This window comes from bacterium (assembly GCA_040754625.1).
Classification (GTDB): Bacteria; JACRDZ01; JAQUKH01; order JAQUKH01; family JAQUKH01; genus JAQUKH01.
The window spans coordinates 1-25,340 of record JBFMCF010000096.1 but is presented as its reverse complement, the minus strand read 5'-3'; the positions used below and the strand labels follow the sequence as shown (position 1 = coordinate 25,340).

The window sequence follows — 25,340 nt, the reverse complement described above, 5'->3', positions numbered from 1 at the left end:
AGATGTTATATCCACGGATTATTCCATGCTTATTGGTTAAAGACAAAGGCCTTGTTAAGACTGTCAATTTTAAAAGTCCGAAGTATGTAGGAGACCCTATAAATGCTGTAAAGATTTTCAACGAGAAGGAAGTGGACGAACTTATAGTATTAGATATTAGTGCGACTCTTGAAAAAAGAGAACCCGATTATAATATGATTGAACATTTAGCGGCGGAATGTCGAATGCCTCTTTGCTATGGAGGCGGTGTAAAGACTATTGGGCAGATACAAAGAATTATTCAATCAGGTGTAGAAAAAGTAGCAATAAGTTCTGCCGCAATAGAAAACCCTGGTCTTGTAACTGAGGCGGCTGAATGTGTTGGTAATCAGAGCGTGGTGGTTGTATTAGATGTAAAAAAACATTTTGCAGATGGTAAGTATGAGATTTGGACACACAATGGGCATAAGGCTACCGGAAAATGCCCGTCAGAATTGGCACTGCAAATGGAAAGGCTTGGAGCAGGCGAGATAGTGATAAATTCTATAGATAATGACGGCCTTATGAAAGGCTATGATCTTGATTTAGTTGAGAAAGTCCGGGAGGCGGTTAATATACCGTTAACAGTTCTTGGGGGCGCAAGATCGCTTAATGATATAGGCAAGCTAATTAATAAACACAGGATCATAGGTGCGGCTGCCGGTAGTTTATTTGTATTCAAAGGTGTATACAAAGCAGTTCTTATTAATTATCCTAACAGGGCAGAAAAAGATAATCTTATACGTGCCAATTATAACTCTGATAATACACATATTTTGTAAGAGCTGGAGATGATAGAAATGTTAATGAAAGTGGATTATACCGCAGAGGAGTAAAAAGAATACAAAAATGGTTAATGAAAAATCAACTGTTTTAATTACTGGGGCAAAGGGTTTTATTGGAAAGAATCTGGTGTCTTTTTTGCTTCAGAGATTACAATATAATGTTATTCAGTTCGACATAGGGAATAATTATTCTGAACTTGAAGCTTGTTTGAAAGATGCGGATATAGTAGTTCATTTAGCCGGTATAAACCGGCCTAAGGAAGAAGGCGAGTTTCAAACCGGTAATGTGGATTTTACCAGAAAGCTGTGTGAATTACTCTATAAAAATAAACGGAAAATACCTGTTATTTTCTCTTCTTCAATACAAGCGAATTTAACAAATCCTTATGGACAAAGTAAAAAAGATGCAGAAACATTATTAAAGGAGTATTCTGAAAAAACAAATGCAAAAGTGACTGTTTACCGGCTAAAAAATGTTTTTGGTAAATGGTGTAAACCAAATTATAATTCTGTTGTGGCAACTTTCTGTTATAATATTGCTCATAATCTGCCATTGTCGATCTCCGATATGGATGCTAAGTTAACATTGGTTTATATTGATGATGTAGTAAAAGATTTTACAAACGAAATCGAGTCATTCCATACAAGTGGGTTTTTTTATAAAGAAGTTTTCCCTGATTATACGATAACTCTTGGAAAATTAGCTCAAACGCTGATGGATTTTAAAAGTTTCCGTTCAAATCTTTTATCTCCTGATTTTGCCGATGAGTTTATAAGAAAACTTTATGCTACATATCTTTCATATCTTGATTCGGGCAACTTATCATATACGTTGGAGAAAAAATCAGATAACCGGGGATATTTAGGCGAGTTTTTAAAGGCCGGCGGGTTTGGCCAAATTTTTGTTTCAAATACTTTGCCCGGAGTCATTCGTGGAAACCACTATCATAATACTAAAACAGAAAAGTTTTTTGTGGTTGAGGGAGAGGCAGTGATCGCCTTCCGCAATATATTTTGTTCTGATATAATTGAATATAAAGTTAGTGGTTCTGACCTGCGGGTTATTGATATTCCGCCCGGATACGCCCATTCGATAAAAAATACCGGCTCAGGAAATTTAGTTACATTGTTTTGGTCCAACCAGATTCTCGACCCCGGTAATACGGATACATATCCAATGAATGTAATTTTGGACAAAATGGAAAAGAAAGGATATTAATGAAAATAGCTACAATTATCGGTACAAGACCCGAAATTATCAGGTTGTCCAGAGTTATGGCTGTGTTGGATAAATTCACTCAGCACATAATTATTCACACGGGACAGAATTATGATTATGAACTCAATCAAATTTTCTTTAAAGAATTAAACATACGTAAGCCTGATTTTTTTCTCGAGGCTGCGGGTAAAACTGCTGCTGAAACTATCAGCTTAGTTATTTCCGGTTCGGATGAAGTATTGAGAAAAACCAATCCCGATGCCTTGCTGGTTTTGGGCGATACTAATAGTTGTCTATCTGCCATTGCGGCAAAAAAGCAAAAAATACCTATCTTCCACATGGAAGCGGGAAACCGTTGTTTTGACCAGCGCGTACCGGAAGAGATTAACCGAAAGATAATTGACCATATTAGTGACATTAATCTTCCCTATTCCTCGATTTCCAGAGAAAACTTGCTTAGGGAAGGATTGCCTGCAGATAGAATTATTAAAACCGGAAGCCCGATGTTTGAGGTGCTGAATTATTATCTTCCTCAAATTGAGTCATCCGATGTTTTAAAAAGGATGAAATTAACCCGTTTAGATTATTTTGTTTTTAGTTCTCATAGGGAAGAGAATATTGATTGTCCGGAACAATTTAGTAAATTAGTTATTTTGCTTAATAATTTGGCCAAAAAGTATGGCAAAAGGATTATTTTTTCTACTCATCCAAGAACTAAAATGAGGATGGAAGGGGATAAGGTTGATTTAAATCCGTTGGTAGAGATAATGAAGCCTTTTGGTTTTCTTGATTATGTAAAATTGCAAATAAATGCCAAAGCCGTCTTTTCTGATAGCGGGACTATTACCGAGGAATCATCAATTCTTAATTTTCCGGCTTTAAACTTAAGGCAGTCCCATGAACGTCCTGAAGGTATGGAGGAAGCCTCGGTAATGATGGTCGGGTATAATTGGGAACGAATAATTGAAGCGTTAACTGTTTTGAATGACCAGAAGAGAGGAGAAGAAAGATCGTTAAAACTAGTTAACGATTACACCGTGGATAATGTATCTGAGAAAGTCATGAGAATTATTTTAAGTTATACCGATTTTGTCCGTCGGGTTGTTTGGCAGGAAAAATGAGCCGCATTCTTTTGCATTCCTTAGTTTTTTTTCCTGATAGAGTTTCGACTGCTTATATAGTGACTGACCTTGCGCTTGAACTCAAACGTTTTGGGCATAACGTCACTATCCTAACCACGACACCTCACTACAATATTGATAAGAAAACACTAAAGTCTTACACGCTTAAAAAAAAATGGCTGGGATTTTTATATTACGGCCAGTGTGACGGAATTCCTGTTTGGCATATAAAGATTCCTATAAAAGGCAATAGATTGTGGCTGAGGGCGGTGGATTACGTAAAGTTTCATTTTTTTTCATTGCTCGTGAATTTATTTTTATTAGAGAAGCAGGATATAGTTATTTCAAACTCTCCGCCTTTAACCATTGGTATTATCGGGTATTTTCTTGCATTACGATGGAAAGCGGCGTCAGTATATGTAGTACAAGAATTATATCCGGATATTGTAATCAGCCGGGGTTTAATCAAATGGAAAGTCCTTATTAATTTGATGAAATATTTAGAAAAGCTGGTGTATCGCTGGAACACGCACATTGTGACTATTACTGAACAATTTAAGAAAATTATATCCACTCGCGGAATATTTCCTGAAAAAATATCATTTATCCCCAATGGGGTTGACTGTGAATTCTATCGTCCCCTTCAGAAAAACAATACGTTTCTCGAAGCAAATGGTTTAGTGGGATATTTTATTGTTTTATATGCCGGCAATATTGGACTTATGCAGGATTGGGAATCTGTTGTTTTTGCAGCGGAGCATTTGTCTGATTATCCGATAAAATTCGTTATTGTTGGAGATGGAATCTGTCGTAACTGGCTGGGAGATAGAATTAAAGAATTAAATCTTGGCAATATTGTTTTAATTCCATATCAATCCAATCATATAATGCCTTTGATTAACGCCAGTGTCGACATAATCATGATCCCAATGACTCAGGTAGGAATAAGAGACGGGTTCCCATCAAAAATATATACAAGCTTTGCCAGCGCAAAGACTGTTATTATTTCTGCTTATAAAGATTCTGAAATGGAGCAATTAATAAAAACTTCAGGCTGTGGCAGGATGGTTCTTCCTGAAAACCATGAGGCTTTTTGTGATGCGGTGTTAAAAGCTTTCAATGAAAAATATTTACTTGAAGATGAAGGGATAAAGGGCAGGTTATTTGTTCTTGAGCATTATTCAAAACAAGCCAGTGCAGAAAAATATAATTCGGTTATTTCTAAACTGATTAAAAATGCATCTAAATAGCTATATGTTTAGTCAAGATATATGGAGATAAATAAAAAAAGAAAAATACTTGTTACAGGTGCGAATGGATTTATCGGCTGCAGTCTATGCACTTTTTTAAAAGAAAAGGGCTGTTTTGTTAGAGGTGCTGTACGTAATAATGCGCATAATGTTTCTGAGGCTGATGAATATATTCAAGTCGGGGACATAAGCGAGTTAACTGATTGGAGTAATGCCCTTTGTGATGTTGATTTTGTTGTCCATTTGGCTGGACGGGCTCATGTAATGCGTGAACAAGAAAGTGACCCTGATTATGTATATCATCGAATTAATGCTATGGGTACCAAACGATTGGCAGAGCAGGCGGTAAAAAGCGGGATAAAACGGTTCATTTTTATCAGCTCAATTAAAGCAAATGGGAAAGATCCTTATGGTGCCAGTAAGCAGGAAGCCGAAAATTCATTAGTTTGCATAGCTGCTGAGACTGGGCTTCAAGTGGTAATTTTACGGCTACCTTTGGTTTATGGTCCGGGAGTAAAGGCTAATTTTAGAAATTTGATTAAACTTGTCAACTCAGGTGTGCCTTTACCATTTAAGAATGTTACTAACCGGCGCAGTTTAATTTATCTTGGCAATTTACTTGATGCAATTATTACTTGTGTTAATCATCCTTTAGCGGCAGGAGAAATTTTTATGTTAAGTGATGGACAGGATATTTCCACTCCAGATTTAATAAAGATGATCGCTTTTGCCTTGGGTAAGAGGCCTCTTTTGTTTCCTTTATCCACGGGTATCTTGATGACGCTGTGTAAAATTGCAGGAAAGGGTGAAGAAGTGGGAAAATTGGTGGGATCTCTTACTGTAGACAGCAGTAAAATCAGGAATTTACTTAGTTGGAAACCGCCGTTTACACTTGAAGAAGGTATAAAAGAAACCATCGACCATTATATACATTATGAAACGCATTTTTGATATTTTTTTTGCCTGTTTGTTTTTAATAATATTTTTTGTTCCAATGTTATTTATCAGTATAATAATAAAACTTACTTCTATTGGCCCGGTTTTATATTGGTCCGACAGAATTGGAGTTAACAATAATATTTTTAAAATGGCTAAATTCCGGACGATGAAAATAAATACGCCTCCGGTAGCGACGCATCTTTTGAAAGATCCAGATATTTATTTAACTTCAGTCGGAAAATTTTTGAGAAAAACAAGCCTTGATGAATTACCGCAGTTATTGAATGTGATAAGAGGGGATATGAGCTTTGTTGGCCCGCGCCCGGCGTTATTTAATCAATATGACCTCATTGGATTAAGAACAGAAAAAAATATCCATAAACTTAAACCGGGTATTACAGGCTGGGCGCAGATAAATGGAAGAGATGAATTACCGATACCGGTAAAAGTGGAATTTGATGAGTTTTATCTTAAAAACAATTCCTTTATTTTTGATCTGAAAATATTATTCATGACTGTTATAAAGGTTGTTAATAAAGAAGGTATTAAACACTGATAAAATATAATTCGATTTAAACAATTGCCTATTTTAAATTAATATTATATAATAATTTATTATTCAGGAATATTAATATTATGATAACAAAATATAAAGAATTTATTTTGAAATATCGCAGGTTATTTATAATAATTACCCACCTGATTTTAATAACATGGGCTTATTATTTTTCTTTTTACACACGTTTCGATTTTAGCCTGTCCGAACCATACTTAAGTGTTTTTTGGGAAACTCTTCCGCTATTGATTATAATTAAATTTTTTATTTTCTATTATTTTGGAGTATTTGAAGGCCTCTGGCGGTATGTCAGTATGAGTGATTTGGCGCAGATACTTAAAGCAAACGCTTTAGCGGTTGTTGTTTTTATTTTAGGCGAAGTTTTTATTTATGGTCTGAAAGATTTTCCCCGGTCTGTTTTTATTATTGATTTTGCCATTTGTACTGGTATGGTCGCGGGGATACGTTTTTTTGTCCGTTTGTTCAGGGAAAGGTACCGGGCAGATAACTCAAAAAAACAAAAAAAAATCCTTATCGTAGGAGCGGGAGAAGCGGGAATTTTAGCGTTAAAAGAATATCGCAATAATCCGGGCAGCGGAGAAATTATTGGTTTCGTTGATGATGATAAAGTAAAACATCACGGGACTATTTATGGCAAAAAAATTTTAGGAGGGAAAGAGCATATTTCTAAAGTGGCAGAAGATTATGATATTGATGAGATAATTTTGGCAATTCCTTCAGCAAGAGGTGAAGTGATTAGGGAAATAATTTCTCATTGCCCTGTATCAAAAGTGAAAATTAAAATTATCCCTAAATTCCAAAAATTTTTAAGCGGGGAATTAGAAATAAAACCGAGAGAAGTAAGGCCGGAAGATCTTCTAGGAAGAGATACGTTTAAAATAGATGAAACAGAAATAGGCAATTATATTTTTGATAAGAAAATTCTTGTTACCGGGGCCGGCGGGTCGATAGGATCTGAACTCTGCAGGCAGATAGTAAATTTTTCGCCAAAAAAGATTATACTTTTTGACCATAATGAAAATGATGTTTATTTTTTATTGGTGGAATTTAAAACAAAATATCCTCATATAAAAATAAAAACGGTTATAGGAGATATCAGTGATATCGGTTTATTAAAACAAACTTTTTCCCGCTATTCTCCCCAGATTGTTTTTCACGCCGCCGCTCATAAACATGTGCCGTTAATGGAAGAAAATCCAACAGCCGCGGTTAAAAATAATATAATCGGAAGCCGCAATCTTATCTATGCGGCTAGTCACTATAAAGTTGAAAGATTTGTTGCTATTTCAACGGACAAGGCGGTAAATCCCATTAATGTCATGGGAATGAGCAAGCGGATAGCGGAAATGATTTTACAGTCGAAGGCTAGAAACAGTAAGACAAAATTTATGGCGGTACGTTTTGGAAATGTAATCGGTTCGAACGGGAGCGTGGTTCCTTTATTTAAAAAACAGATAGAATCAGGCGGGCCGATAACTATAACTCATAAAGACACTGAAAGATATTTCATGAGTGTAAAAGAGGCGGCTCTTCTTGTGTTACAGGCCGGGGCGATAGGCAAGGGCGGGGAACTTTTTATCCTGGATATGGGTGAACAGATAAAGCTAGTGGATATAGCAAAGAATCTGGTTGCATTATCAGGTTTAGTTCTTGATAAAGATATTTCTTTTAAATTCATCGGGTTAAGGCCCGGTGAGAAGCTTTCTGAAGAGCTTCTTTTAGATAAAGAAAAAGATAGAGTTACAAAACATAACAAAATTTATATCAGTCAATCTGAGTTGTTTGATACTATAAAATTGCGCACTCAGGTTAAAAATCTGCAAAAACTTGCGAATATAATGGATGAAAACAGTATTATTCAAAGTATGCAAAATATAATTTCATCGAATGGTGACTAATAAATCCGCTTAGTCATAAATAGTAAAATAATGATATCTCCAATTGCTTTTAAAACCTTTCTTGATGTTCTAATTTTAAGTTTAATTCCATTACTCGTTAGTATAATGGGCGGTGTTGGATTTGACTTCGCTGTTGGTAATAGAATGGTAAGCCTGCACAGCTTAAAAAATGTTTTAATAGCAACAATTTTATTTTGGATTATTAAAAAAATCATTTATAAGGAAAGCAGCTTTATTAAAACCAGCTTGAATTTGCCTGTTTTAATTTATTTAATAACATTTTTAATTGCTGTGGTTTTTTCTTCACAGCCAAAAGTCAGTTTTTTATATTTTCGGGATTTTATTCTTTATACAAGTATGGTTTTTTTATTAATAAATAATATTGATAATAAAAATAAACTGGAAGCAATATTGTTTATTTTTTTAATTTCTGTTATTTATACATCAGCCAGAGGGACTATTCAACATGTAAATTCAAGACTTGGCTATGATGATGGAAATTATTATAGCTTTGGTGGCCGTGCTGAATTTGGAGCTGCTGCTGTGCTTACTATACCGGTTTTAGCTGGATTTCTTCTTAATTATAGGAAGAATTTGACATTTTCAATCTTTTTTGTGTCAGGATTAATTATTTTAATTACAGGGATGGTAGTTAGTTATTCACGCGGGAGCTGGATAGGATTTATCGCTGTTATTTTATTTTTTATTTTGATGTATGTGCATATATTAAAAAATTGGAGATTTTTTGTTTTAACTTTTCTAACACTTGTTTTTTTATTTTTAATCATACCCTCCAGTTTAAAGCAGAGAATGATTTCCATAGCTGATTTTAAAAATACTACAGGAGATAGAATTTCTGCATGGAAAAGTTCTTTAGCTATGATTAAAGATTTTCCTTTTTTGGGAATAGGCCCGGGGACATATGATGTTATTGCCCAGCAGTATAAAGGGAATGATGCTAAAGAAGATTGGACGCGTGGCTGGCACGCGCATAATATCTTTTTGCATGTTACTTCAGAGAATGGGTTAATTGGATTATTCAGTTTTTTGTTGATTATTTTTATTTCCTTCAAAAAGTATTTTGAATTACAAGAAAAAATTAATGATATTCATCTTAAAAATCTGTTAAATGGAACCATGGCAAGTTTAGGGGGCTATCTGGTTTGCTCTCAAACAACAGTATTTTTCGCTAATCATAACAAAAATGAAAAGATATCCATGTTTTTATGGTTTGACATAGCTTTAATATTTATTATTGAAAATATTGCCAAAAAGCAAGATGAAAAAGGAAGGGCGGTGTGAAAACATTTATTTTGGCGGGCGGCTCAGGGACGCGGTTATGGCCGATGAGCAGGCGCAATTACCCGAAACAGTTTTTAAAAATAAACAATGGTAAATCTTTTTTGCAGCAGACCATAGCAAGGCTTTCAGGTTTGGTATCATTAAAAGATATTATTTTTATAACTAACGATAAATATCAATTCCATGTGAAATCCGATATTTCTGAGATCCTTCGTTGTACTCAGGATGAGCAGGCGAATACGCCTGCTCATATAATTCTTGAGCCTATGAGTAAAAATACCGCTCCTGCAATAGCATTAGGTGTGAAATACTGTATTGAAAAACTTGGCTGCGGGCTGGATGAGTTAATTTATGTTTTGCCATCAGACCAGATGATAAAAAATGAAGATGAAGATATGTTTAAAAAATATATGAAATATGCGGAAGAGGTTGCTAAAGATAACTATATGGCAACTTTTGGTATAAAACCTTTGAAACCTGAAACGGGGTATGGATATATTAAAGTCAGAAGACTGAAGGAAGAAGGCAGAAGGAAGAAAGCAGAAGAAATTAATTATTTAAAGGTGGAAAAGTTTGTTGAGAAGCCGGATAGAGAGACCGCGCAGAAATATGTTGATTCCGGGGATTATTACTGGAACTCGGGAATGTTTGCCTTTACCATTGGGACAGCTATTAAAGAATTAAATAAACATGCCCCTCAAATTGGTGAATTTCTCGATAAAAATTTTGATGATATGCTGAAAGAATTTGGTAGAATGCCTTCTCTTTCAATTGATTACGCCGTGATGGAAAAATCGGACAAAGTCGCGGTCATTCCAATGGATTTATATTGGAACGATATCGGGTCATGGGATTCTTTTTTTGAAATACTCGAAAAAGATGAATCGGGTAACGCGAAGATAGGTGATATTTTAACTACAGACACAAAAAATTGTCTTATTATTGGTGACAAAAGATTAATAGCCACGGTAGGTTTGGAAGATTGTCTTGTGGTTGATACTGCTGATGCCACGCTTATAGCAAAAAAGGGATGTTCCCAGAAAGTCAGGGATGTTATTGGAAAATTAGAAAAAGATAACCGCAAAGAAGCGGTAGAACATACTTGTACTTACAGGCCCTGGGGAAGTTATACTGTGCTTGAGGAAGGTGGCCGGTATAAAATTAAGAGAATAATCGTAAATAAAAATGCTAAATTAAGCCTCCAGAGGCATAAACATCGTTCAGAACACTGGGTGGTTATAAAAGGAATTGCAAAAGTTACGATTGGAGAAAAAGAATTGATTGTCCGTGAAAACGAATCCGCCTATATTCCAAAAACTGCCGTTCACCGGCTGGAAAACCAAGGGGAAACATCTTTAGAAATAATAGAGGTCCAGAACGGTGAATATTTAGGGGAAGATGATATCGAGAGAATTGATGATATATATGGAAGGTAGCATAAAATATTTTGTATAAAATAATAATAATGTTATAATAAATAATTTAAAAATAGAAAAGGAGATTTCAATAAATGCCGCGTAAAAATGCGAAAAAAGCGTTAATTACGGGAATAACCGGCCAGGATGGTTCTTATCTTGCCGAATTTCTCTTGTCCAGGGGATATGAAGTACACGGTATTATACGCCGAGCCAGTACCTTTAATACAGGCAGGATTGATCATATTTATGTCGATATTCATTCCCCCGGTGCAAAGCTTTTTCTGCATTACGGGGATTTATCAGATGCCGAGCAGATAAACAGTTTAATTTATAGTATTAAACCTCAGGAAATATACCATCTGGGTGCTCAAAGCCATGTACGTGTCAGTTTTGATATTCCGGAATATACCAGTAATGTTACTGCTCTGGGGACGGTAAGATTGCTGGAAGCGGTAAGAAGAAGCGGCGTCCAAACAAAATTCTATCAAGCCTCGTCATCGGAGATATTTGGTTCTGCAAAACCGCCCCAGTCTGAAAATACCCCTTTTGAACCAAGAAGTCCTTACGCCTGCGCAAAATTGTATTCTTACTGGATGGCTAAAAATTACCGTGACGGATATAATATGTTTGCCTGCAACGGTATTCTTTTTAATCACGAAAGCCCGCGGCGCGGAGAAACTTTTGTAACAAGAAAAATCACAAGAGCTTTAGCAAATATATTGGCAGGAAAGCAGGATAAGCTTTATCTGGGAAATCTCGATGCCAAACGTGACTGGGGATTTGCCCCTGAATATGTAGAAATGATGTGGCTTATGCTTCAGCAGTCTGAACCGGATGATTATGTCGTTGGTACGGGGGAAAGTTATAAAGTCCGTGAATTTGTTGAGACTGCTTTTAAATACGCCGGTATTGAAATCGCATGGGAAGGAAAAGGTGTAAACGAAAAAGGTATCATTCATTCCTTAACCTCCAGCCTCCAGCCTCCAACCTCCAGCATTAAAAAGGGAGACGTTTTAATTGAAATAGACCCGCGTTATTTCAGGCCTACAGAAGTGGATTATCTCAAAGCAGATGTGACAAAGGCAAAAAAGAAATTAAAATGGCAGGCGAGGGTAAATTTTCAAGAACTGATAAAAATAATGGTTGATTATGATTTAAGATTAATCGGGCTGGATGCGCCGGGTGAAGGGATAGAAATTTCAAAGAAAAAAGGGTTTGAATATACAAATCATGATTTTGCCTTTTATGAAAAAATTTATTGCGCAGCGGTAAAAGGCCATTAATATTTGGAGGTTTAAATGGATATAGTTGCGTTTGAAAAAATTGAAAGCAAAATACTTGAATTGAGAAACCAAAAAGTTATTCTTGATACTGATATAGCAGAACTTTATAGAGTTGAAACAAGGGATATAAACAAAGCAGTCAAAAATAATCCCGGCAAATTTCCTGATGGTTATATTCTTGAGCTTAATAGAACGGAGTTTGAAGGTTTGCGGTGGAAATTTTCCACCGCAAAATTTTCAAAGATAAGAGTTTTGCCCAAAGCTTTTTCTGAAAAAGGCTTGTATATGCTGGCAACGATATTAAAGAGTCAGCAAGCTGCCCAAACGACAATAGCCATTATTGAGACATTCGCGAAAATTAGAAACCTTACACGAAATATTAAAGCGATATCAAACGTACATGACGAGAGCCAAAAACAGAACTTGCTTCAAAAAAGCGGCGGGATTATTGCCGAAATTCTGGATGATAGTTTGGTGTCTAACGAGAATGAGACAACTATCGAATTGAATTTTGCTGTGTTGAAATTTAAGCACACTGTAAGAAAACGGCAAAAAAATGGGAAAAAGTAAACAGATGGACAAAAGTTCAAAAATTTATATCGCAGGACATAAAGGATTAGTAGGGTCTGCTTTACTAAGAAAAGTTCAAGCCTCAGGATATACAAATGTAGTTGTCAAAACAAGCAAAGAACTTGATTTGAGAAAGCAGGCTGAAGTTGAAGATTTTTTTGAAAAAGAAAAACCCGAGTATGTGTTCCTGGCAGCAGCAAAAGTCGGCGGAATTCTTGCAAACAGCACATATAAAGCGGAGTTTATATATGATAATATTATAATAGGTGCCAATGTTATAAATTCCGCTTATAAATACGGTGTGGGAAAACTTCTTAATCTTGGTTCATCTTGTATTTATCCAAGAAACGCGCCTCAACCGATGAAAGAAGAGCATCTCCTTATAGGGATTTTGGAACCGACTAATGAACCGTATGCGATAGCAAAAATAGCCGCGATAAAATTATGCCAATATTACAATGAGCAATATGGGACAAATTTTATTTCCGGTATGCCTACAAATCTTTATGGCCGGGGAGATAATTATAATTTAGAAACAGCTCATCTCCCGGCGGCTTTGATAAGAAAGTTTCATCTCGCAAAACTTTTGAGCCAAAAAAAGTATAACGAGGTAAAAAAAGACATAGAAACTTATCCTATAGGGTTTAACTTCAGGCTGAATTCAGATGCCGTTGATGATTTAAGCCTGGAAAAACTGGGTATAACTCCGGAATATGTTACTCTTTGGGGCAGCGGTGAACCTTATAGGGAATTTTTATATGTGGATGATATGGCTGATGCATGTTTATTTTTGATGGAAAATTATGAATATAAAAATATAGGTGAATTTATTAACACCGGGAGCGGTGAGGAAATAAAAATAAAAGATATAGCAAAGTTGATAAAAGATATAGTGGGTTTTGTCGGAGAAATAAAATTTGATTTTTCAAAACCTGACGGTATTCCAAGAAAACTTCTTGATAGTTCAAAAATTAAATCTTTAGGGTGGAAACCGGAAATTAGCTTGTCGGATGGAATCAAAAAGACTTACGAATATTATATAAGTAAATAAAAAACAAAAATTGGTTATTATAAGTATAAATCTAAAACTTGCAAGATGTGACTTTTGAAAAAGGAGGTAATTAATAAATGTTAAATCCAAAATATAATGAAGAAATCGGCCTTATAGATTTTATTCAGATTATTAATAAACGAAAAACTTTTATTTTAAGTACAGCTCTTGTTGCAATGGTTTTAGCGAGTATTATAATATTTATTATTCCCAAAACTTATGAGGTAAAAGCAACTATACAAAATGGTTATATAAATGTGCCGATTATAACTTATCCGGAAGCGTCAACACTAATAAGGTCGGGACTTTTTTTAAATCCGATTTTTGAAAAAATAGGCTTAAGAATTCCACAAGAACATGAAATAAAAAAAATGATTTTATTAGAAAATATTAAAGAAAGTAATTTATTTATGTTAAAGGTCAGGTTAAAAGATAATGATATTGCATATTCTTTATGCAAGGAAATAGTCAGTGTTTATATTGAATATGGGAATTCAAATTATAATAGACAAACTGATTTAATAAGAAATCAGATTTATCAAGTTGAAAACCTGATTGAAAAAACCAAACTTAGCGCGGATAAAAACGCGTTAGCTAAAAGGGAAAATGTATCGCCCCTGGCTTATCCCGATGATAAGGTGCAGATTAGAGACTTGTTATTTCAAAAATTTCAATTGGAAACACAATTAGTTGTTAATAAAGAGTTTAAATTAATTGACGGCCCTGTTAAATCAAAATATCCGGTTTCTCCAAAAAAAGTACCAATAATTGTATTTTCGTGTTTTGTGGCATTAATGGCCGGCATATCTTATGCTCTTTTGGCTGAAAATTGGGAAAAGACAAAACCGGGTAGATAGAATTTGTTGGGTATTTTAATGATGATGCCTTCAATTAATTTTAAAACATTTCTTGATATTTTGGTTTTAAGTTTAATCATATTGCTTATAAGTGTAATGGGCGGGATTGGCTTTGATTTTGCTGTCGGCAGTAAAATGATAAGCCTTCATAGTTTGAAAAATATTTTAGTTGCCGCAATATTATTCTGGTTTATTAGAAAAGCTATTGATAAAGAAATTAAATTTCAAAAGACCGATTTAGATTTTCCTGTCTTAATTTATTTAATAACATTTATATCCGCCTCAATTTTTTCTTCCCAGCCAAAGGTCAGTTTTTTATATTTTCGGGATTTTCTTCTTCACATAGGCATGGCTTATTTATTAATAAATAATATTGATAATAAAAACAAACTGGAGGCAATACTGTTTATTTTAATAATAGCTGTTCTTTATTCAGTCAGCCGTGGTATTTATCACCATATAAAAATGCAATTAAGTTACTGGAATCGTAATTATTATAGTTTTGGCGGCCGTGCTGAATTTGGGGCCGTGACAGTGCTCCTGATACCTATTTTAATCAGTTTTCTTATGAATTACCGTAAAAAAACAGCCGCCTCGATTTTTTTTATACTGGGATTAATTATTTTAATTATGGGTTTAATAATTAGTTATTCCCGCGGCAGCTGGATAGGTTTTACGGGCGTTTTTTTATTTTTAATTATTCTTAACAACAGGGTGTTAAAAAATTGGAAATTTTTCCTTTTAATTTTATTGACTGTCGTATTATTATATTTAATATTACCCGCGAGTATTAAAACGAGAATTATATCTATTGCAAATTTTAAACAAGACAGTATTGGAGACAGGCTCCCTACATGGGGAAGCTCTTTAAAAATGATTAAAGATTTTCCATTTTTTGGAACAGGACCGGGCACATATGATGTTGTTGTTCAGAAGTATAAAGGAGTTGAGGTGAAAGAAGAATGGCCGCGCGGCTGGCACGCGCATAATATATTTTTGCATATCGCTCCGGAAAACGGAATAATTGGCCTGGTTAGTTTTTTGATAATTATTGTTATTTCTTTTAGAAAGTGTTTTGAGTTGAGGAATAAAATAGAAGATATTAAACTAAAGAATTTACTTGATGGCATAATGCTGAGTTTGGTTGGATACTTTTTTTGTTCACAGACTACAATATTTTTTGCTAACCATAATAAAAACGAAAAAATTTCAATGTTTTTATGGTTTAATATCGCTTTAATATTTATTATTGAAAATATTGTTAAAAAACAAGAGGAATTAAATGAGGGGTCGGTGTGTTTCGACCACTCACCCTGAGGAGCAAAGCGACGAAGGGTCTAAAACAAATGTGAGCCTTCGGGAAATAAAAAAAATCCCCGATGGCTCAGTTAATTATGTTTTTTTTATGAAGAATCTTCAATTTTTAAATAGACATAAATAGCCTTTTTATGTTAACATCTCCGCGTTATTAAGGTAAATCATTATCACACTTTTGAGAGCATTTAAATGTCATTGAAACGTAATACGCTGTGGAATATATCAGGGGCTGGTATTCCATTCCTGCTGGGTGTTGTCACTATCCCGTATTTGTTAAATAAAATTGGAGTAGAGGCATTCGGCATTCTTACGCTTGTATGGACTTTAATTGGATATTTTAGCCTCTTTGATTTCGGGCTTGGCCGCGCGCTTACTCAACAAGTCGCGGCTAATCGCGCGTTAGAACAAATTGAGAAATTATCTGGTTTAGTTAAGACAGGGATGCTGTTTACGTTAGTTACTGGGGCTTTTGGGGGTGTTTTATTAGCAGTTGCGGCAAATCCGCTTGGTTTTAAGTGGCTGAATGTCAGCGCGGCGCTGCAGCAAAACACAGTTGACTCCCTGTTGATCGTGGCATTTGGTATCCCGATGGTTACTCTCACAACAGGGCTAAAAGGCGTATTGGAAGCATTCGAAGACTTTAAAACAGTTAATCTGCTGCGGTTGTTATTCGGGCTTGCTAATTTCGGGTTACCTGTCTTAAGCGTTATGGCTTTTGGACCATCGCTTAATATGATAGTGTTCAGTTTAATCGCAGCCAGGTTTATGATATTAGGCGCGCATATATGTTTAGTGCATAAAAAGTTGCCTATAAACTGGATTAAGGTAAAGTGCAGTGAGAAAGAGATATCCAACCTGCTTTCATTTGGTGCCTGGATGACTTTGTCTAATATTGTAAGCCCTTTAATGGTGGTGGCAGACAGGTTTATTATTTCATCCGTGATAGGTGCCGGTTTAATCGCGTATTACACTGTGCCTTCTGATTTTTTAATTCGTATTCTGATTATTCCCGGTGCGTTGGCAGCGGCTTTGTTTCCAAGGCTTTCTTCTATGATGAGCGCGGATCAAAGGGGAGCTGAGAACGTATATAAAAAGAGCCTGAAAATAACATCTCTTACTATGTTTGCGATATGCCTGAGTATTGCTGTCGGGTCATATTGGGGTTTAACACTTTGGTTAGGAAGGGATTTTTCTCAACACTCCTGGAAAATTGCCTCTATTCTGTCGGTTGGATTATTTTTTAATGGCATAGCTCAAATCCCCTATGCCGCGGTTCAAGCGGCAGGAAATGCCAAGATGACCACAATTTTACATTTAGGAGAATTTGTATTTTATTTTCCCCTTTTATTTATGTTTTTAAAGTATTTTGGATTGCCGGGAGCCGCGGTCATCTGGGTTATAAGGGCCGGTGCCGATTTGATGATTTTACTTATGTACGCGAAAAAATATACGTCACTGTAATTTAAAGGGAATAAGAGTGAATAGAAAAATTGCGATAGGAATGGTTACTTACAAACCAAATATAGACCTGACGCTCAGATTACAAAGCGCGATAACATCAGGGTTTTCAATATATATTTTTGATAACAGCCCGGAAGATGAATTGATAAGGCAATTTTGCCGGAAATTCAATGCGAATACTCCCAAATATATTACTTGTGGGAAAAACGCGGGTTTAGGTTTTGGAATTTCATCTGTTTGCGCCCAGGCGTATTATGATTCATATCCTGCTTTAATATTTTTTGATCAGGACACGGTATTTGATTGTAATACTTTGGATTTTGTTGAAGATTTTTATATTAACAACACCAATTTAATATCCGGTTACAGCGCGATTGTGTTTGGTACACAAAAAAATGGGGATTTAGTTACCGGGAACAGATTTATGTTTAAAGATGTTTTGCTGGCAAGAAGCAGCGGGAGTTTATTTTTTCTCGAAAACCTAAAAAGAATAAACTGGCATAATGAAAAATATTTTGTTGATTGCGTGGATTATGAATTTTGCCTTCGATCAAATAATAATAATTTAAGGATCGGCGAGTGTTCAAAAACTCCGGGTTTTGACCATGAGTCGGAACAGCCTGATGCTAAGTATGTCATCTTTGGAAAGGAAAGGCTGTTACGCGAGTATTCTTTTAACCGGATTTTTGATACCACGTTTGCAAGCATAAGATTGCTGTTTGCCTCAATTAAAAGCGGGAACATCTTATTCTCTTACGCGGTTATTCGTTCATTCGCGGGGTATATTTACTGGCAAATTTTGGTCAGGGTAATTAATGTTTTTGGGCCCAAAAAAAGGATATTAAAGTGATTCCGGATAAAAAACAGGAATATGCGATTTTTACAGTTTGTAATTTAGCTTATATGCCTAAAGCGCTTGTGCTTGCTGAATCGGTATTAAAATTTAATAATATAAAGTTAATAATATATCTTATTGATAAGAAGGCAACTATTGATCTTTCTGCTGTTGAAGCCAATATAGTCTGGATTGAAGATGTCGGCATTCCGGACTTTTATGAGCTGGCGTTTAAATATGATATCATAGAATTGAGTACCAGCCTTAAGCCGTATCTTACCTTAAAATTATTTGAAAGATTTAAAAAGGTAATATTTTTAGATGCTGATACATGTTTATATGATTCAGTTGAACCTGTTTTATGTGATTTAGACGGTCATTCAGTAGTCTTAACCCCTCACTATACAACACCTCAATCCGACAATTTTTCAGAAAGCGATATGGCTATGATGAGATTTGGTTCGTTTAACCTGGGTTTTTACGCGGTAAAAAATTCCCTGGAAGGAGTATCTTTTTTAAAGTGGTGGTCTAACAGGTGCCTGCAGTTCAGTTTTATGGAGTCCCAATTCGGGTTGTCCACGGACCAGAAGTGGGTTACTATCGCGCCTTGTTTATTCAAGGATATATATATTTCATTTAATTTAGGTTATAATACTGCCGCGTGGAATTCATATGAGAGGTTTATAACAAAGGATAGTGAAGGCCGTTATCTTGTAAATAAAATTTATCCTCTCATTTTTTTTCACTTCAGTAATTTTGACGGCGCGGATCCGGAATATTTGAATAAAAGGTCCTTATACGAAAAAAATGTAAAACGGCCGGACCTTTTAGAATTGGGCACTGCCTACGGGGAAAAGCTTTCCGCGAAAAAAACAGGAGCGGAATCGATAAAATACGGGTTTGATTATATGTCCGGCGGGGAATATATATCCCCGACGCTTCGCCGCGCTTACGCGTGTATTTTAAAAGAACTGCCTCCCGGCCACGATCCGTTCGACTCAAACGGCGTTGTCGGCAGCTTCGCGAGGAAGAATTTCCTGTTTGAAAAGAAAGGCCATTCATCTGCGTATAAACCAAGCGGCTATTCCAAGATATCAGAAAATAAATTTAAATTTAAAATTATATACTCGGTAATGCGGACAATTTTGCGTTTGATCGGCCCCAACAGGTTCTATGATTTTTCGAGGCTTCTGGTTTATTTATCCAGTTACAGGCAGAATCGGGATTTGTGGAAATACTAAATATTTTGCATGTGTTTTAAAATAAGAGTTGCAAATATATCCAAATGGGTATAATATATAGAAAAAATAGAAGATATGAAAATAAAATTTTTCTTAAGTGCAAATGGGAAATCTCCTGTTTTAGAATTTATTAATAGTTTAGAAAAAACTGATCAGGCAAAAATATTAGGGTGTTTGGAAAATATACAGGAATTGGGACTTGAATCTCCGAGAGTTCAATTCCGACAAATAGATGGTAAACTTTGGGAAATAAAAATAAGAAGTATTGGCGGAGGATATAGAATATTTTATGTAACAATTAAAAAGAATATAATGGTTTTGCTGCATTCTTACAAAAAACAATCGCAAAAGGCGCCGGATAAAGAAATAAAAGTAGCGGCAAAACGCTTAATGGAGGTATTAAAAAATGAAAACGCTTTTATTGGATGACGTAATTAAAGAAAAAATAAAAGATGAAGAATTCAGAATTTATTACGAAGACGAATTGATAAAAAATAGAATCGCAAAAGCTGTTATGAAAATCAGGCAGAAAGAGGGTATAACCCAAAAAGAACTTGCCCAAAAAGCCAGGACCAGCCAGCCGGTAATTGCCAGATTAGAAAAAGGCACGGATACAAGGGTGCCTTCGTTGAAATTATTGCATAAAATCGCGCATGCTTTAGGGAAAGAAGTGGTTATTAGTTTTAAGGCGGCGTAAATTAAGTATAAGGATTGTAAATTTGGGGGATAACAACCAGCTTGCGAAACGGGAGAAAATAAATTTAAAATTATATACTCGGTAATGCGGGTCGTTTTGCGTTTGATTGGCCCAAACAGGTTCTATAATTTTTCAAGGCTCCTGGTTTATTTGTCCAGTTACAGGCAAAATCGGGATTTGTGGAAATATAACAATCGCGGTTAGTGATAGGTAAATCAACATGTATGGATTTGAGTATAAACTGTTGGCTATAGTATTCAGCGTAATGATGCTTGTGCAGGCATTTGTTATAAGGCTTGCTGTTGGTACGTACATTATCCCTGCCGCTATATTTTCACTTGCATGGTTCGTATATACATTTTTCCCATTAGTTATATTATTTAATGTACCTATTAATCCATTTTCTATTTTATATATATTTCTCTGCACGTTGGCATTTTCGCTGAGCGCATTACCATTCAATTGGTCGAACGCATTCAAGGCGAATGAAACTAAAAAATCTGTATGTGAACCTCAACTGGACAGTAAATTTATTCGCTGCTGTTTATATATTTCTATTGTGTTATCGATTGTGTTTTCAACTTACAGTATGGTTCTGAACGGGTATGACCTTAAATCAATATTTTTTGATCCCATCGCTACGAGTGGTCGCTTCGCTGCGATGCGTGGAACTAAGGGTTTAGAGTATGGAATCATAGGTACTTTAAGTGTGTTTTTTACCTATATAGCACCAGTCCTTGGTGGTTTTGTTTCTTATTCTCAAAAAACACGCTCATGGAAAATGGTTTTTCTTGCTCTTTCATTGACTCCGGCTTTGTACATCATGGTTACACAATCATCAAAACTTGTTTTGTTTGTTGCCAGCTCATTATATTTGGCATCAATTCTTTTAATGAAAATATATGCTGGCAAGACTAATTTGTTTAAAATTTCCTATATGCCGAAAAGTATCGGTATTATATTTTTATTACTCCCGCTTGTATTGATATCATTTATTTCTCGAGAGGGGTATTTTGATTCCGGTAATTTGAGTAGAACCATTGGTCTGTTAAGATTTGCGATAACTTCATACACGCTCGGGGAAATATATGCTTTTTCAGATTTCTTTTCGTTTTATGTTGGGATGGAATCGGTTTCTACTTTTTTGGACGATTTCAACTCGTTTGGATATTACACATTTGCGTCTATCTTTAACACGTTTGGAATTACCAGGGTCTTCTCGCCCGGAATATATATGGAAACGGGCCACTTTGATAATGTATTTGAAACGAATATTTTTACAATTTTTCGCGGCTTAATATATGATTTCGGAGGGCTTGGGTCTTTTATATTTATCTTTTGTTTTGGACTGGTAGTGCATGCATTTTTCTATAGACTTCTTTCACGACAAAACTCACGGCTTGCGTCTGTTGTATTCATTACATCAATAGTTTTTATAGTAACGTCATATCTCTTTAGCGTATTTTTGGCGAGATACATGTTTCTAAATGGACTTGGATTATACATTATACTTCTTGTAAATAGTAAGCTTACCAAAAACTCAGAAACTTATAATTAGCCATTCCAATTGACGGTTAAATTACTGACGAGTCAGGGCCCCCCCAAAAAAAATGGATACAACTAAGAGTTTGGCAAAGTCTAAAATTTTTCTGTAATACCAATATGATAATGTCCTAATAAGAAGGTGCTAAAATGCCTCCAGGAAGGAGGACATTGATGGCAGGAAAGGACAATATCATAATGAGCCAAAAAGAGTTAAAACGGGTCAAGATAATACATGAGGTAATGAAAAAACATCTAACCCAAAAAGAAGCGGCAGGAAAGATAGAAATAAGCGATCGTCAGATAAGAAGATTAGTGCAAAGGGTAAAAGAAGAAGGGGAAAAAGGTTTAATACATAAATCACGGGGCAGAGAGTCAAACAGGGAATTTTCGAGGGAATGGAGAGGAAAGATACTTGATAAATGCAGAGAAAAATATGTTGGTTTTGGGCCGACGTTATGCATGGAAAAACTAAGTGAAAGAGATGAAATAAAAATAAGCGATGAAACCCTTAGAAAATGGTTTGTAAAAGAAGGTATAGAATACAAAGGGCGTCGAAAAGGCAGGAAACACAGGCAATGGAGGGAACGGAAAGAATATTTTGGGGAGATGATACAGATGGATGGATCTCATCATGATTGGCTTGAAGGCAGAGGGCCAAAGATGGTATTGATGGCCTTTATAGACGACGCAAAGGGAGAAATATTTTGCAGATTTTATGAATACGAAGGAACGATACCAGCGATGGACTTAATGAAAAGATATATAAAGCGGTACGGGATTCCCCGCAGCGTTTATTTAGACAGGCATTCAACGTATAAATCGACCGGGAAATTAAGCATAGAAGATGAATTGGCGGGTAAACAGGCGCTGTTAAGCCAGTATGAACGGGCATTGAAGGGACTCGAGATAAAAGTGATACACGCAAACAGCCCGCAGGCAAAAGGAAGAGTGGAAAGGTTATTTAATACCCTGCAGGATCGGTTGATAAAAGAAATGCGACTGGAAAATATAAGTTCAATGGAAGAAGCGAACGAATTCTTAAGAAAATATATGCCTAAATTCAACAAAAAATTCTCGGTAGAAGCTGAAAAAGAGACAGATTTACATCGTAATATACCCAAAGGTTTCAATTTAGACGATATTCTTTGCGTAAAAACAGAAAGAGCAGTCAGGAATGACTTCACAGTAAATCACGACAAAAAATTCTATCAGATACTGGATTGTATCCCTGCCAGAAAAGTCACGGTAAATGAGCGCGTGGACGGTTCAGTTTCGATAACAAGTAAAGGGAAAAGACTGAGATACAAAGAGATTTTTCCTGTAAAAAAAGAAGCGGTAAAAGTCAAACAACGGGTAAAGCCTGAAAAGAAAATTGTCCAGCAGCTTAAAATGCCGGTTGATTATTCATGGCGGCGAACAATAAATGCGATGTTTGAGAAAGAAAAGAAAGCCGCTTGATATTTGTGGATAGTGCCGTTCTGGGGATAACGAAAAGATGTTATCCCCATCACTTGGATAACCGCTCCGCAGTTACCCACACTCTCCACAAATATGATTATCTATCTAAAATTTGAAAAGAAAAGAGAAAAACAAAAAACAGTAAAAACCGGACATTTCTAAATTGGGTTGACAAGTCTAAAATTTTTCTTGACAAATTGCTTGGGGGGAGGTATGATACAAAAATATATTTTGGATTTGGTTCAAAAGGTCAATAGTAAAAGAGGTGATTGAGCGGCTCTGGCGGACGGTTAAATACGAAAATGTGTATCTGCGGGACTATCGGACGATCCCGGAAGCCAGACTTGGATTAACGGAATATTTCGAGTTTTACAACAAGGAAAGGTTTCATCAGTCTCTTGATAACAGGACACCTTGGCAGGTTTATTCCCAGGGCAACATTGAAGGCCAAAAAGGCCGGCCTTTAATGACAAACGTTTTCCATCTTAACTGTGGCAGAGAATTGGTCTTGACAAACCCGACCACTTAATTGTTCAAAATAGAAAGGAGAATCTGACATCGATGACAGGAATCGGAGACATATCGGCAACGATTCTTTTGAATACCATTGGTAATGTGAATGATTTCAAGGACGACAAAAAACTGGCTTCTTATCTGATAGCGATAAAATACAATCCATATTTGAGGAAATTTTACTTTAAGATAAAAGCAAGAAAAGGCAGTGGCAAAGCGATCATCGCTGCGGCGAGAAAATTTCTCACAATAATTTACCGCACCCTGAAAAACGATTGGGTGTTTGAGGATTTTAATAAATTCAAATTAGCTGGAGCCGTATAAACAGGGCTTCAGAACAGGTTAAATTAACTTTTAACATAGGAGATGTAATTATGAAAATCAGATCAATGGTATTTGCAGCCGTCTTCTTTATGTTTTTTGTTACATTTATTAAGGTATCAGAGGCTGAATCACTAAAAATAAGTTCCTTTACATCCCTTAATGATGCTATTACAACAATAGGCGCGGCAAATAAAACGTTAATTATTGATTCCGCAACGATTATGACATCTGAAGCTACAATTCCTACAAATATTTCCATCATTATGGAATGTCCCGGATCCATTAATAATTCTTACTCTCTCTCTATCAACGGCCCCTTCTCGGGCGGGCTTTATCAGGCATTTACAGGAGATGGTCCCGTGGTCTTCGGAAATGGCAGTGTAAAAGAAATTTATCCTGAGTGGTGGGGGGCTAAGGGAGATGGCTCTGAAAGCTACAGCTCTATACAAAAAGCCATTACGGCAGCCTTAGCTGGAGTTCAAGCAGTCAGGTTTTCATCCGGAATCTATCATATTGGTTCGACTATTAATATTGATCGTCCAGTGGACACGACGCATGAAACATTAAAGCTTATCGGGAACGGGGCGAGCGTTCTCTATCTGACCAGCCCAATTAACATGTTTTCAAGCACTTTGGATGACTCTTCCACCAGACCCCTAAGCGAAAACATAGAATTTCAAAATTTAACTTTTCGAGTTGATGACTCTTCAAGAAATGCATATGTTTTGCACGGTGAAAAATTTTTACGAATAAAGTTTATTAGTTGTTTTTTCGACAAAATCAAATGTCTAGTATCTAACATTTATTTGCAAAGTTTTATATTCAGCAATTGCTATATTAAGTACTGGTCAGGATACTTTATCCGAGTTAATGCAGAAAGTTATGACATCGCGTTCATTGGTAATTGGGTTGAAGCGGGAGGGGCTTTCTTTAGAACAGTTTCGGCCGCTCATCATCCTGTAAATGGAGTACGATATTTAGGTAACCTGATTGAGGGTCTGTCTGGAACTGTAATAGAAGGAGGTAACTTTAGGGGACTGTCAATTGTTGGTAATTACTTTGAAGAAAATGCAAGAGATGGAGTTTTACCTGCCATTGAACTCAATGCCGATGGCTATAATTACGGCGTACAGATAACAGGAAATTTTTTTAGTGTTAGTTCACAGAATTTAACAAATCCTGACTATTGGGAAGTTGATCTTGGTGCAACAGTTGGAATGAAAAGTGGAGGTAATTACAGTACTGGACAATTGTACAACAACACAAGCGCGATAGATTTTTATACAAATGATGACTATTCAACAGTCGTGTTAGCAAGAAAATTATCGACTTCAACATTTACGGCGACCCTTATAGGGTGTACTTCGTCTATTACAGGAGTAGTAAAATATGATAGGCATGGTAAATCGGTTACGCTTTATCTTCCGACAATTCTTGGAACCAGCAATAGTACCGCAGCTTTATTGGCCGGCTTACCAACTCATTTATATCCGGTCACACAGCAAATTGTTCCAGTAAGAATTACTAATAACGGAAGGTTCTGTTGAAATCCTTTAATATATAGCCCGAAGAAGACGAAAAGCTCCTCCAGAGAGAAATCTTTGGAAAAAGGAGGAGCTTTCGTGAAACAACTTACAAGCTATGAACAGTTTATCCTGGTA

General features: G+C 35.8%; 22 protein-coding genes and 2 pseudogenes. All 24 read left to right on the top strand.

Translation table 11 applies throughout. The features are described 5' to 3' along the window. The first annotated feature begins 2 nt into the window (after nt 1–2). On the top strand, nt 3–800 hold the full coding sequence (locus AB1498_08800) for an AglZ/HisF2 family acetamidino modification protein (GenBank protein MEW6088386.1): 798 nt from the start codon (nt 3–5) through the stop codon (nt 798–800). A 67-nt stretch (nt 801–867) separates the two neighbouring features. Next, nucleotides 868–2,022, top strand: coding sequence for an NAD-dependent epimerase/dehydratase family protein (locus AB1498_08795; GenBank protein ID MEW6088385.1), 1,155 nt, complete (start codon nt 868–870; stop codon nt 2,020–2,022). Continuing rightward, nucleotides 2,022–3,143 (top strand): UDP-N-acetylglucosamine 2-epimerase (non-hydrolyzing), encoded by a 1,122-nt coding sequence (gene wecB / locus AB1498_08790; protein MEW6088384.1) that lies wholly within the window; start codon nt 2,022–2,024, stop codon nt 3,141–3,143. The genes AB1498_08795 and wecB overlap by 1 nt, the downstream gene beginning before the upstream one ends. Then, complete coding sequence (locus AB1498_08785; protein ID MEW6088383.1) at nt 3,140–4,393, top strand: glycosyltransferase family 4 protein; 1,254 nt, start codon at nt 3,140–3,142, stop codon at nt 4,391–4,393. The genes wecB and AB1498_08785 overlap by 4 nt, the downstream gene beginning before the upstream one ends. Before the next feature lie 21 nt (nt 4,394–4,414). Further along, complete coding sequence (locus AB1498_08780) at nt 4,415–5,344, top strand: NAD-dependent epimerase/dehydratase family protein (GenBank protein ID MEW6088382.1); 930 nt, start codon at nt 4,415–4,417, stop codon at nt 5,342–5,344. After that, nucleotides 5,328–5,888, top strand: coding sequence for a sugar transferase (locus AB1498_08775; GenBank protein ID MEW6088381.1), 561 nt, complete (start codon nt 5,328–5,330; stop codon nt 5,886–5,888). The genes AB1498_08780 and AB1498_08775 overlap by 17 nt, the downstream gene beginning before the upstream one ends. A gap of 80 nt (nt 5,889–5,968) precedes the next feature. After that, nucleotides 5,969–7,807 (top strand): nucleoside-diphosphate sugar epimerase/dehydratase, encoded by a 1,839-nt coding sequence (locus tag AB1498_08770; GenBank protein ID MEW6088380.1) that lies wholly within the window; start codon nt 5,969–5,971, stop codon nt 7,805–7,807. Between the two features lie 30 nt (nt 7,808–7,837). Then, on the top strand, nt 7,838–9,109 hold the full coding sequence (locus AB1498_08765) for an O-antigen ligase family protein (protein ID MEW6088379.1): 1,272 nt from the start codon (nt 7,838–7,840) through the stop codon (nt 9,107–9,109). Then, nucleotides 9,106–10,545 carry a mannose-1-phosphate guanylyltransferase/mannose-6-phosphate isomerase gene (locus AB1498_08760; protein MEW6088378.1) on the top strand — a complete coding sequence of 480 codons (1,440 nt, stop codon included), beginning with the start codon at nt 9,106–9,108 and terminating at the stop codon, nt 10,543–10,545. Before AB1498_08765 ends, AB1498_08760 begins: the two co-directional genes overlap by 4 nt. Before the next feature lie 74 nt (nt 10,546–10,619). Next, nucleotides 10,620–11,810, top strand: coding sequence for a GDP-mannose 4,6-dehydratase (gene gmd / locus AB1498_08755; protein MEW6088377.1), 1,191 nt, complete (start codon nt 10,620–10,622; stop codon nt 11,808–11,810). Nucleotides 11,811–11,825: 15 nt separating this feature from the next. Further along, nucleotides 11,826–12,380 carry an ORF6N domain-containing protein gene (locus AB1498_08750; protein ID MEW6088376.1) on the top strand — a complete coding sequence of 185 codons (555 nt, stop codon included), beginning with the start codon at nt 11,826–11,828 and terminating at the stop codon, nt 12,378–12,380. 4 nt (nt 12,381–12,384) lie between these two features. Beyond that, the gene (locus AB1498_08745; protein ID MEW6088375.1) at nt 12,385–13,431 is read left to right on the top strand and encodes a GDP-L-fucose synthase; all 1,047 of its coding nucleotides are present in this window, start codon (nt 12,385–12,387) and stop codon (nt 13,429–13,431) included. 77 nt (nt 13,432–13,508) lie between these two features. After that, entirely contained in the window at nt 13,509–14,288 is a 780-nt protein-coding gene (locus tag AB1498_08740) for a Wzz/FepE/Etk N-terminal domain-containing protein (protein MEW6088374.1), read from the top strand. Nucleotides 14,289–14,306: 18 nt separating this feature from the next. Then, nucleotides 14,307–15,605 carry an O-antigen ligase family protein gene (locus AB1498_08735; GenBank protein MEW6088373.1) on the top strand — a complete coding sequence of 433 codons (1,299 nt, stop codon included), beginning with the start codon at nt 14,307–14,309 and terminating at the stop codon, nt 15,603–15,605. Between the two features lie 189 nt (nt 15,606–15,794). Further along, entirely contained in the window at nt 15,795–17,066 is a 1,272-nt protein-coding gene (locus AB1498_08730) for a flippase (GenBank protein ID MEW6088372.1), read from the top strand. A gap of 16 nt (nt 17,067–17,082) precedes the next feature. After that, nucleotides 17,083–17,916, top strand: a complete 834-nt coding sequence (locus AB1498_08725; protein ID MEW6088371.1) for a hypothetical protein — start codon at nt 17,083–17,085, stop codon at nt 17,914–17,916. After that, entirely contained in the window at nt 17,913–19,142 is a 1,230-nt protein-coding gene (locus AB1498_08720; GenBank protein ID MEW6088370.1) for a putative nucleotide-diphospho-sugar transferase, read from the top strand. The genes AB1498_08725 and AB1498_08720 overlap by 4 nt, the downstream gene beginning before the upstream one ends. 75 nt (nt 19,143–19,217) lie before the next feature. Next, nucleotides 19,218–19,571: a type II toxin-antitoxin system RelE/ParE family toxin gene (locus AB1498_08715; protein ID MEW6088369.1), complete on the top strand. Its 354-nt coding sequence runs from the start codon at nt 19,218–19,220 to the stop codon at nt 19,569–19,571. Beyond that, nucleotides 19,549–19,839 (top strand): helix-turn-helix transcriptional regulator, encoded by a 291-nt coding sequence (locus AB1498_08710; GenBank protein ID MEW6088368.1) that lies wholly within the window; start codon nt 19,549–19,551, stop codon nt 19,837–19,839. Before AB1498_08715 ends, AB1498_08710 begins: the two co-directional genes overlap by 23 nt. Nucleotides 19,840–20,059: 220 nt before the next feature. Beyond that, complete coding sequence (locus AB1498_08705; protein MEW6088367.1) at nt 20,060–21,397, top strand: O-antigen polymerase; 1,338 nt, start codon at nt 20,060–20,062, stop codon at nt 21,395–21,397. Nucleotides 21,398–21,555: 158 nt separating this feature from the next. Further along, entirely contained in the window at nt 21,556–22,842 is a 1,287-nt protein-coding gene (locus AB1498_08700; GenBank protein ID MEW6088366.1) for an ISNCY family transposase, read from the top strand. A gap of 268 nt (nt 22,843–23,110) precedes the next feature. Further along, nucleotides 23,111–23,371, top strand: a pseudogene (locus tag AB1498_08695) (integrase core domain-containing protein). Between the two features lie 14 nt (nt 23,372–23,385). Further along, a pseudogene (locus AB1498_08690) lies at nt 23,386–23,679 on the top strand (transposase). Between the two features lie 50 nt (nt 23,680–23,729). Beyond that, nucleotides 23,730–25,226 (top strand): hypothetical protein, encoded by a 1,497-nt coding sequence (locus AB1498_08685; GenBank protein MEW6088365.1) that lies wholly within the window; start codon nt 23,730–23,732, stop codon nt 25,224–25,226. Nucleotides 25,227–25,340: the final 114 nt, after the last annotated feature.

What these genes read in the sequence shown, in the direction of transcription:
- AB1498_08800 (MEW6088386.1), top strand. Translation starts at nt 3, where the DNA reads ATGTTATATCCACGGATTATTCCATGCTTATTGGTTAAAGACAAAGGC.
- AB1498_08795 (MEW6088385.1), top strand. Translation starts at nt 868, where the DNA reads ATGGTTAATGAAAAATCAACTGTTTTAATTACTGGGGCAAAGGGTTTT.
- wecB (MEW6088384.1), top strand. Translation starts at nt 2,022, where the DNA reads ATGAAAATAGCTACAATTATCGGTACAAGACCCGAAATTATCAGGTTG.
- AB1498_08785 (MEW6088383.1), top strand. Translation starts at nt 3,140, where the DNA reads ATGAGCCGCATTCTTTTGCATTCCTTAGTTTTTTTTCCTGATAGAGTT.
- AB1498_08780 (MEW6088382.1), top strand. Translation starts at nt 4,415, where the DNA reads ATGGAGATAAATAAAAAAAGAAAAATACTTGTTACAGGTGCGAATGGA.
- AB1498_08775 (MEW6088381.1), top strand. Translation starts at nt 5,328, where the DNA reads ATGAAACGCATTTTTGATATTTTTTTTGCCTGTTTGTTTTTAATAATA.
- AB1498_08770 (MEW6088380.1), top strand. Translation starts at nt 5,969, where the DNA reads ATGATAACAAAATATAAAGAATTTATTTTGAAATATCGCAGGTTATTT.
- AB1498_08765 (MEW6088379.1), top strand. Translation starts at nt 7,838, where the DNA reads ATGATATCTCCAATTGCTTTTAAAACCTTTCTTGATGTTCTAATTTTA.
- gmd (MEW6088377.1), top strand. Translation starts at nt 10,620, where the DNA reads ATGCCGCGTAAAAATGCGAAAAAAGCGTTAATTACGGGAATAACCGGC.
- AB1498_08750 (MEW6088376.1), top strand. Translation starts at nt 11,826, where the DNA reads ATGGATATAGTTGCGTTTGAAAAAATTGAAAGCAAAATACTTGAATTG.
- AB1498_08745 (MEW6088375.1), top strand. Translation starts at nt 12,385, where the DNA reads ATGGACAAAAGTTCAAAAATTTATATCGCAGGACATAAAGGATTAGTA.
- AB1498_08740 (MEW6088374.1), top strand. Translation starts at nt 13,509, where the DNA reads ATGTTAAATCCAAAATATAATGAAGAAATCGGCCTTATAGATTTTATT.
- AB1498_08735 (MEW6088373.1), top strand. Translation starts at nt 14,307, where the DNA reads ATGATGATGCCTTCAATTAATTTTAAAACATTTCTTGATATTTTGGTT.
- AB1498_08730 (MEW6088372.1), top strand. Translation starts at nt 15,795, where the DNA reads ATGTCATTGAAACGTAATACGCTGTGGAATATATCAGGGGCTGGTATT.
- AB1498_08715 (MEW6088369.1), top strand. Translation starts at nt 19,218, where the DNA reads ATGAAAATAAAATTTTTCTTAAGTGCAAATGGGAAATCTCCTGTTTTA.
- AB1498_08710 (MEW6088368.1), top strand. Translation starts at nt 19,549, where the DNA reads ATGAAAACGCTTTTATTGGATGACGTAATTAAAGAAAAAATAAAAGAT.
- AB1498_08705 (MEW6088367.1), top strand. Translation starts at nt 20,060, where the DNA reads ATGTATGGATTTGAGTATAAACTGTTGGCTATAGTATTCAGCGTAATG.
- AB1498_08700 (MEW6088366.1), top strand. Translation starts at nt 21,556, where the DNA reads ATGGCAGGAAAGGACAATATCATAATGAGCCAAAAAGAGTTAAAACGG.
- AB1498_08685 (MEW6088365.1), top strand. Translation starts at nt 23,730, where the DNA reads ATGAAAATCAGATCAATGGTATTTGCAGCCGTCTTCTTTATGTTTTTT.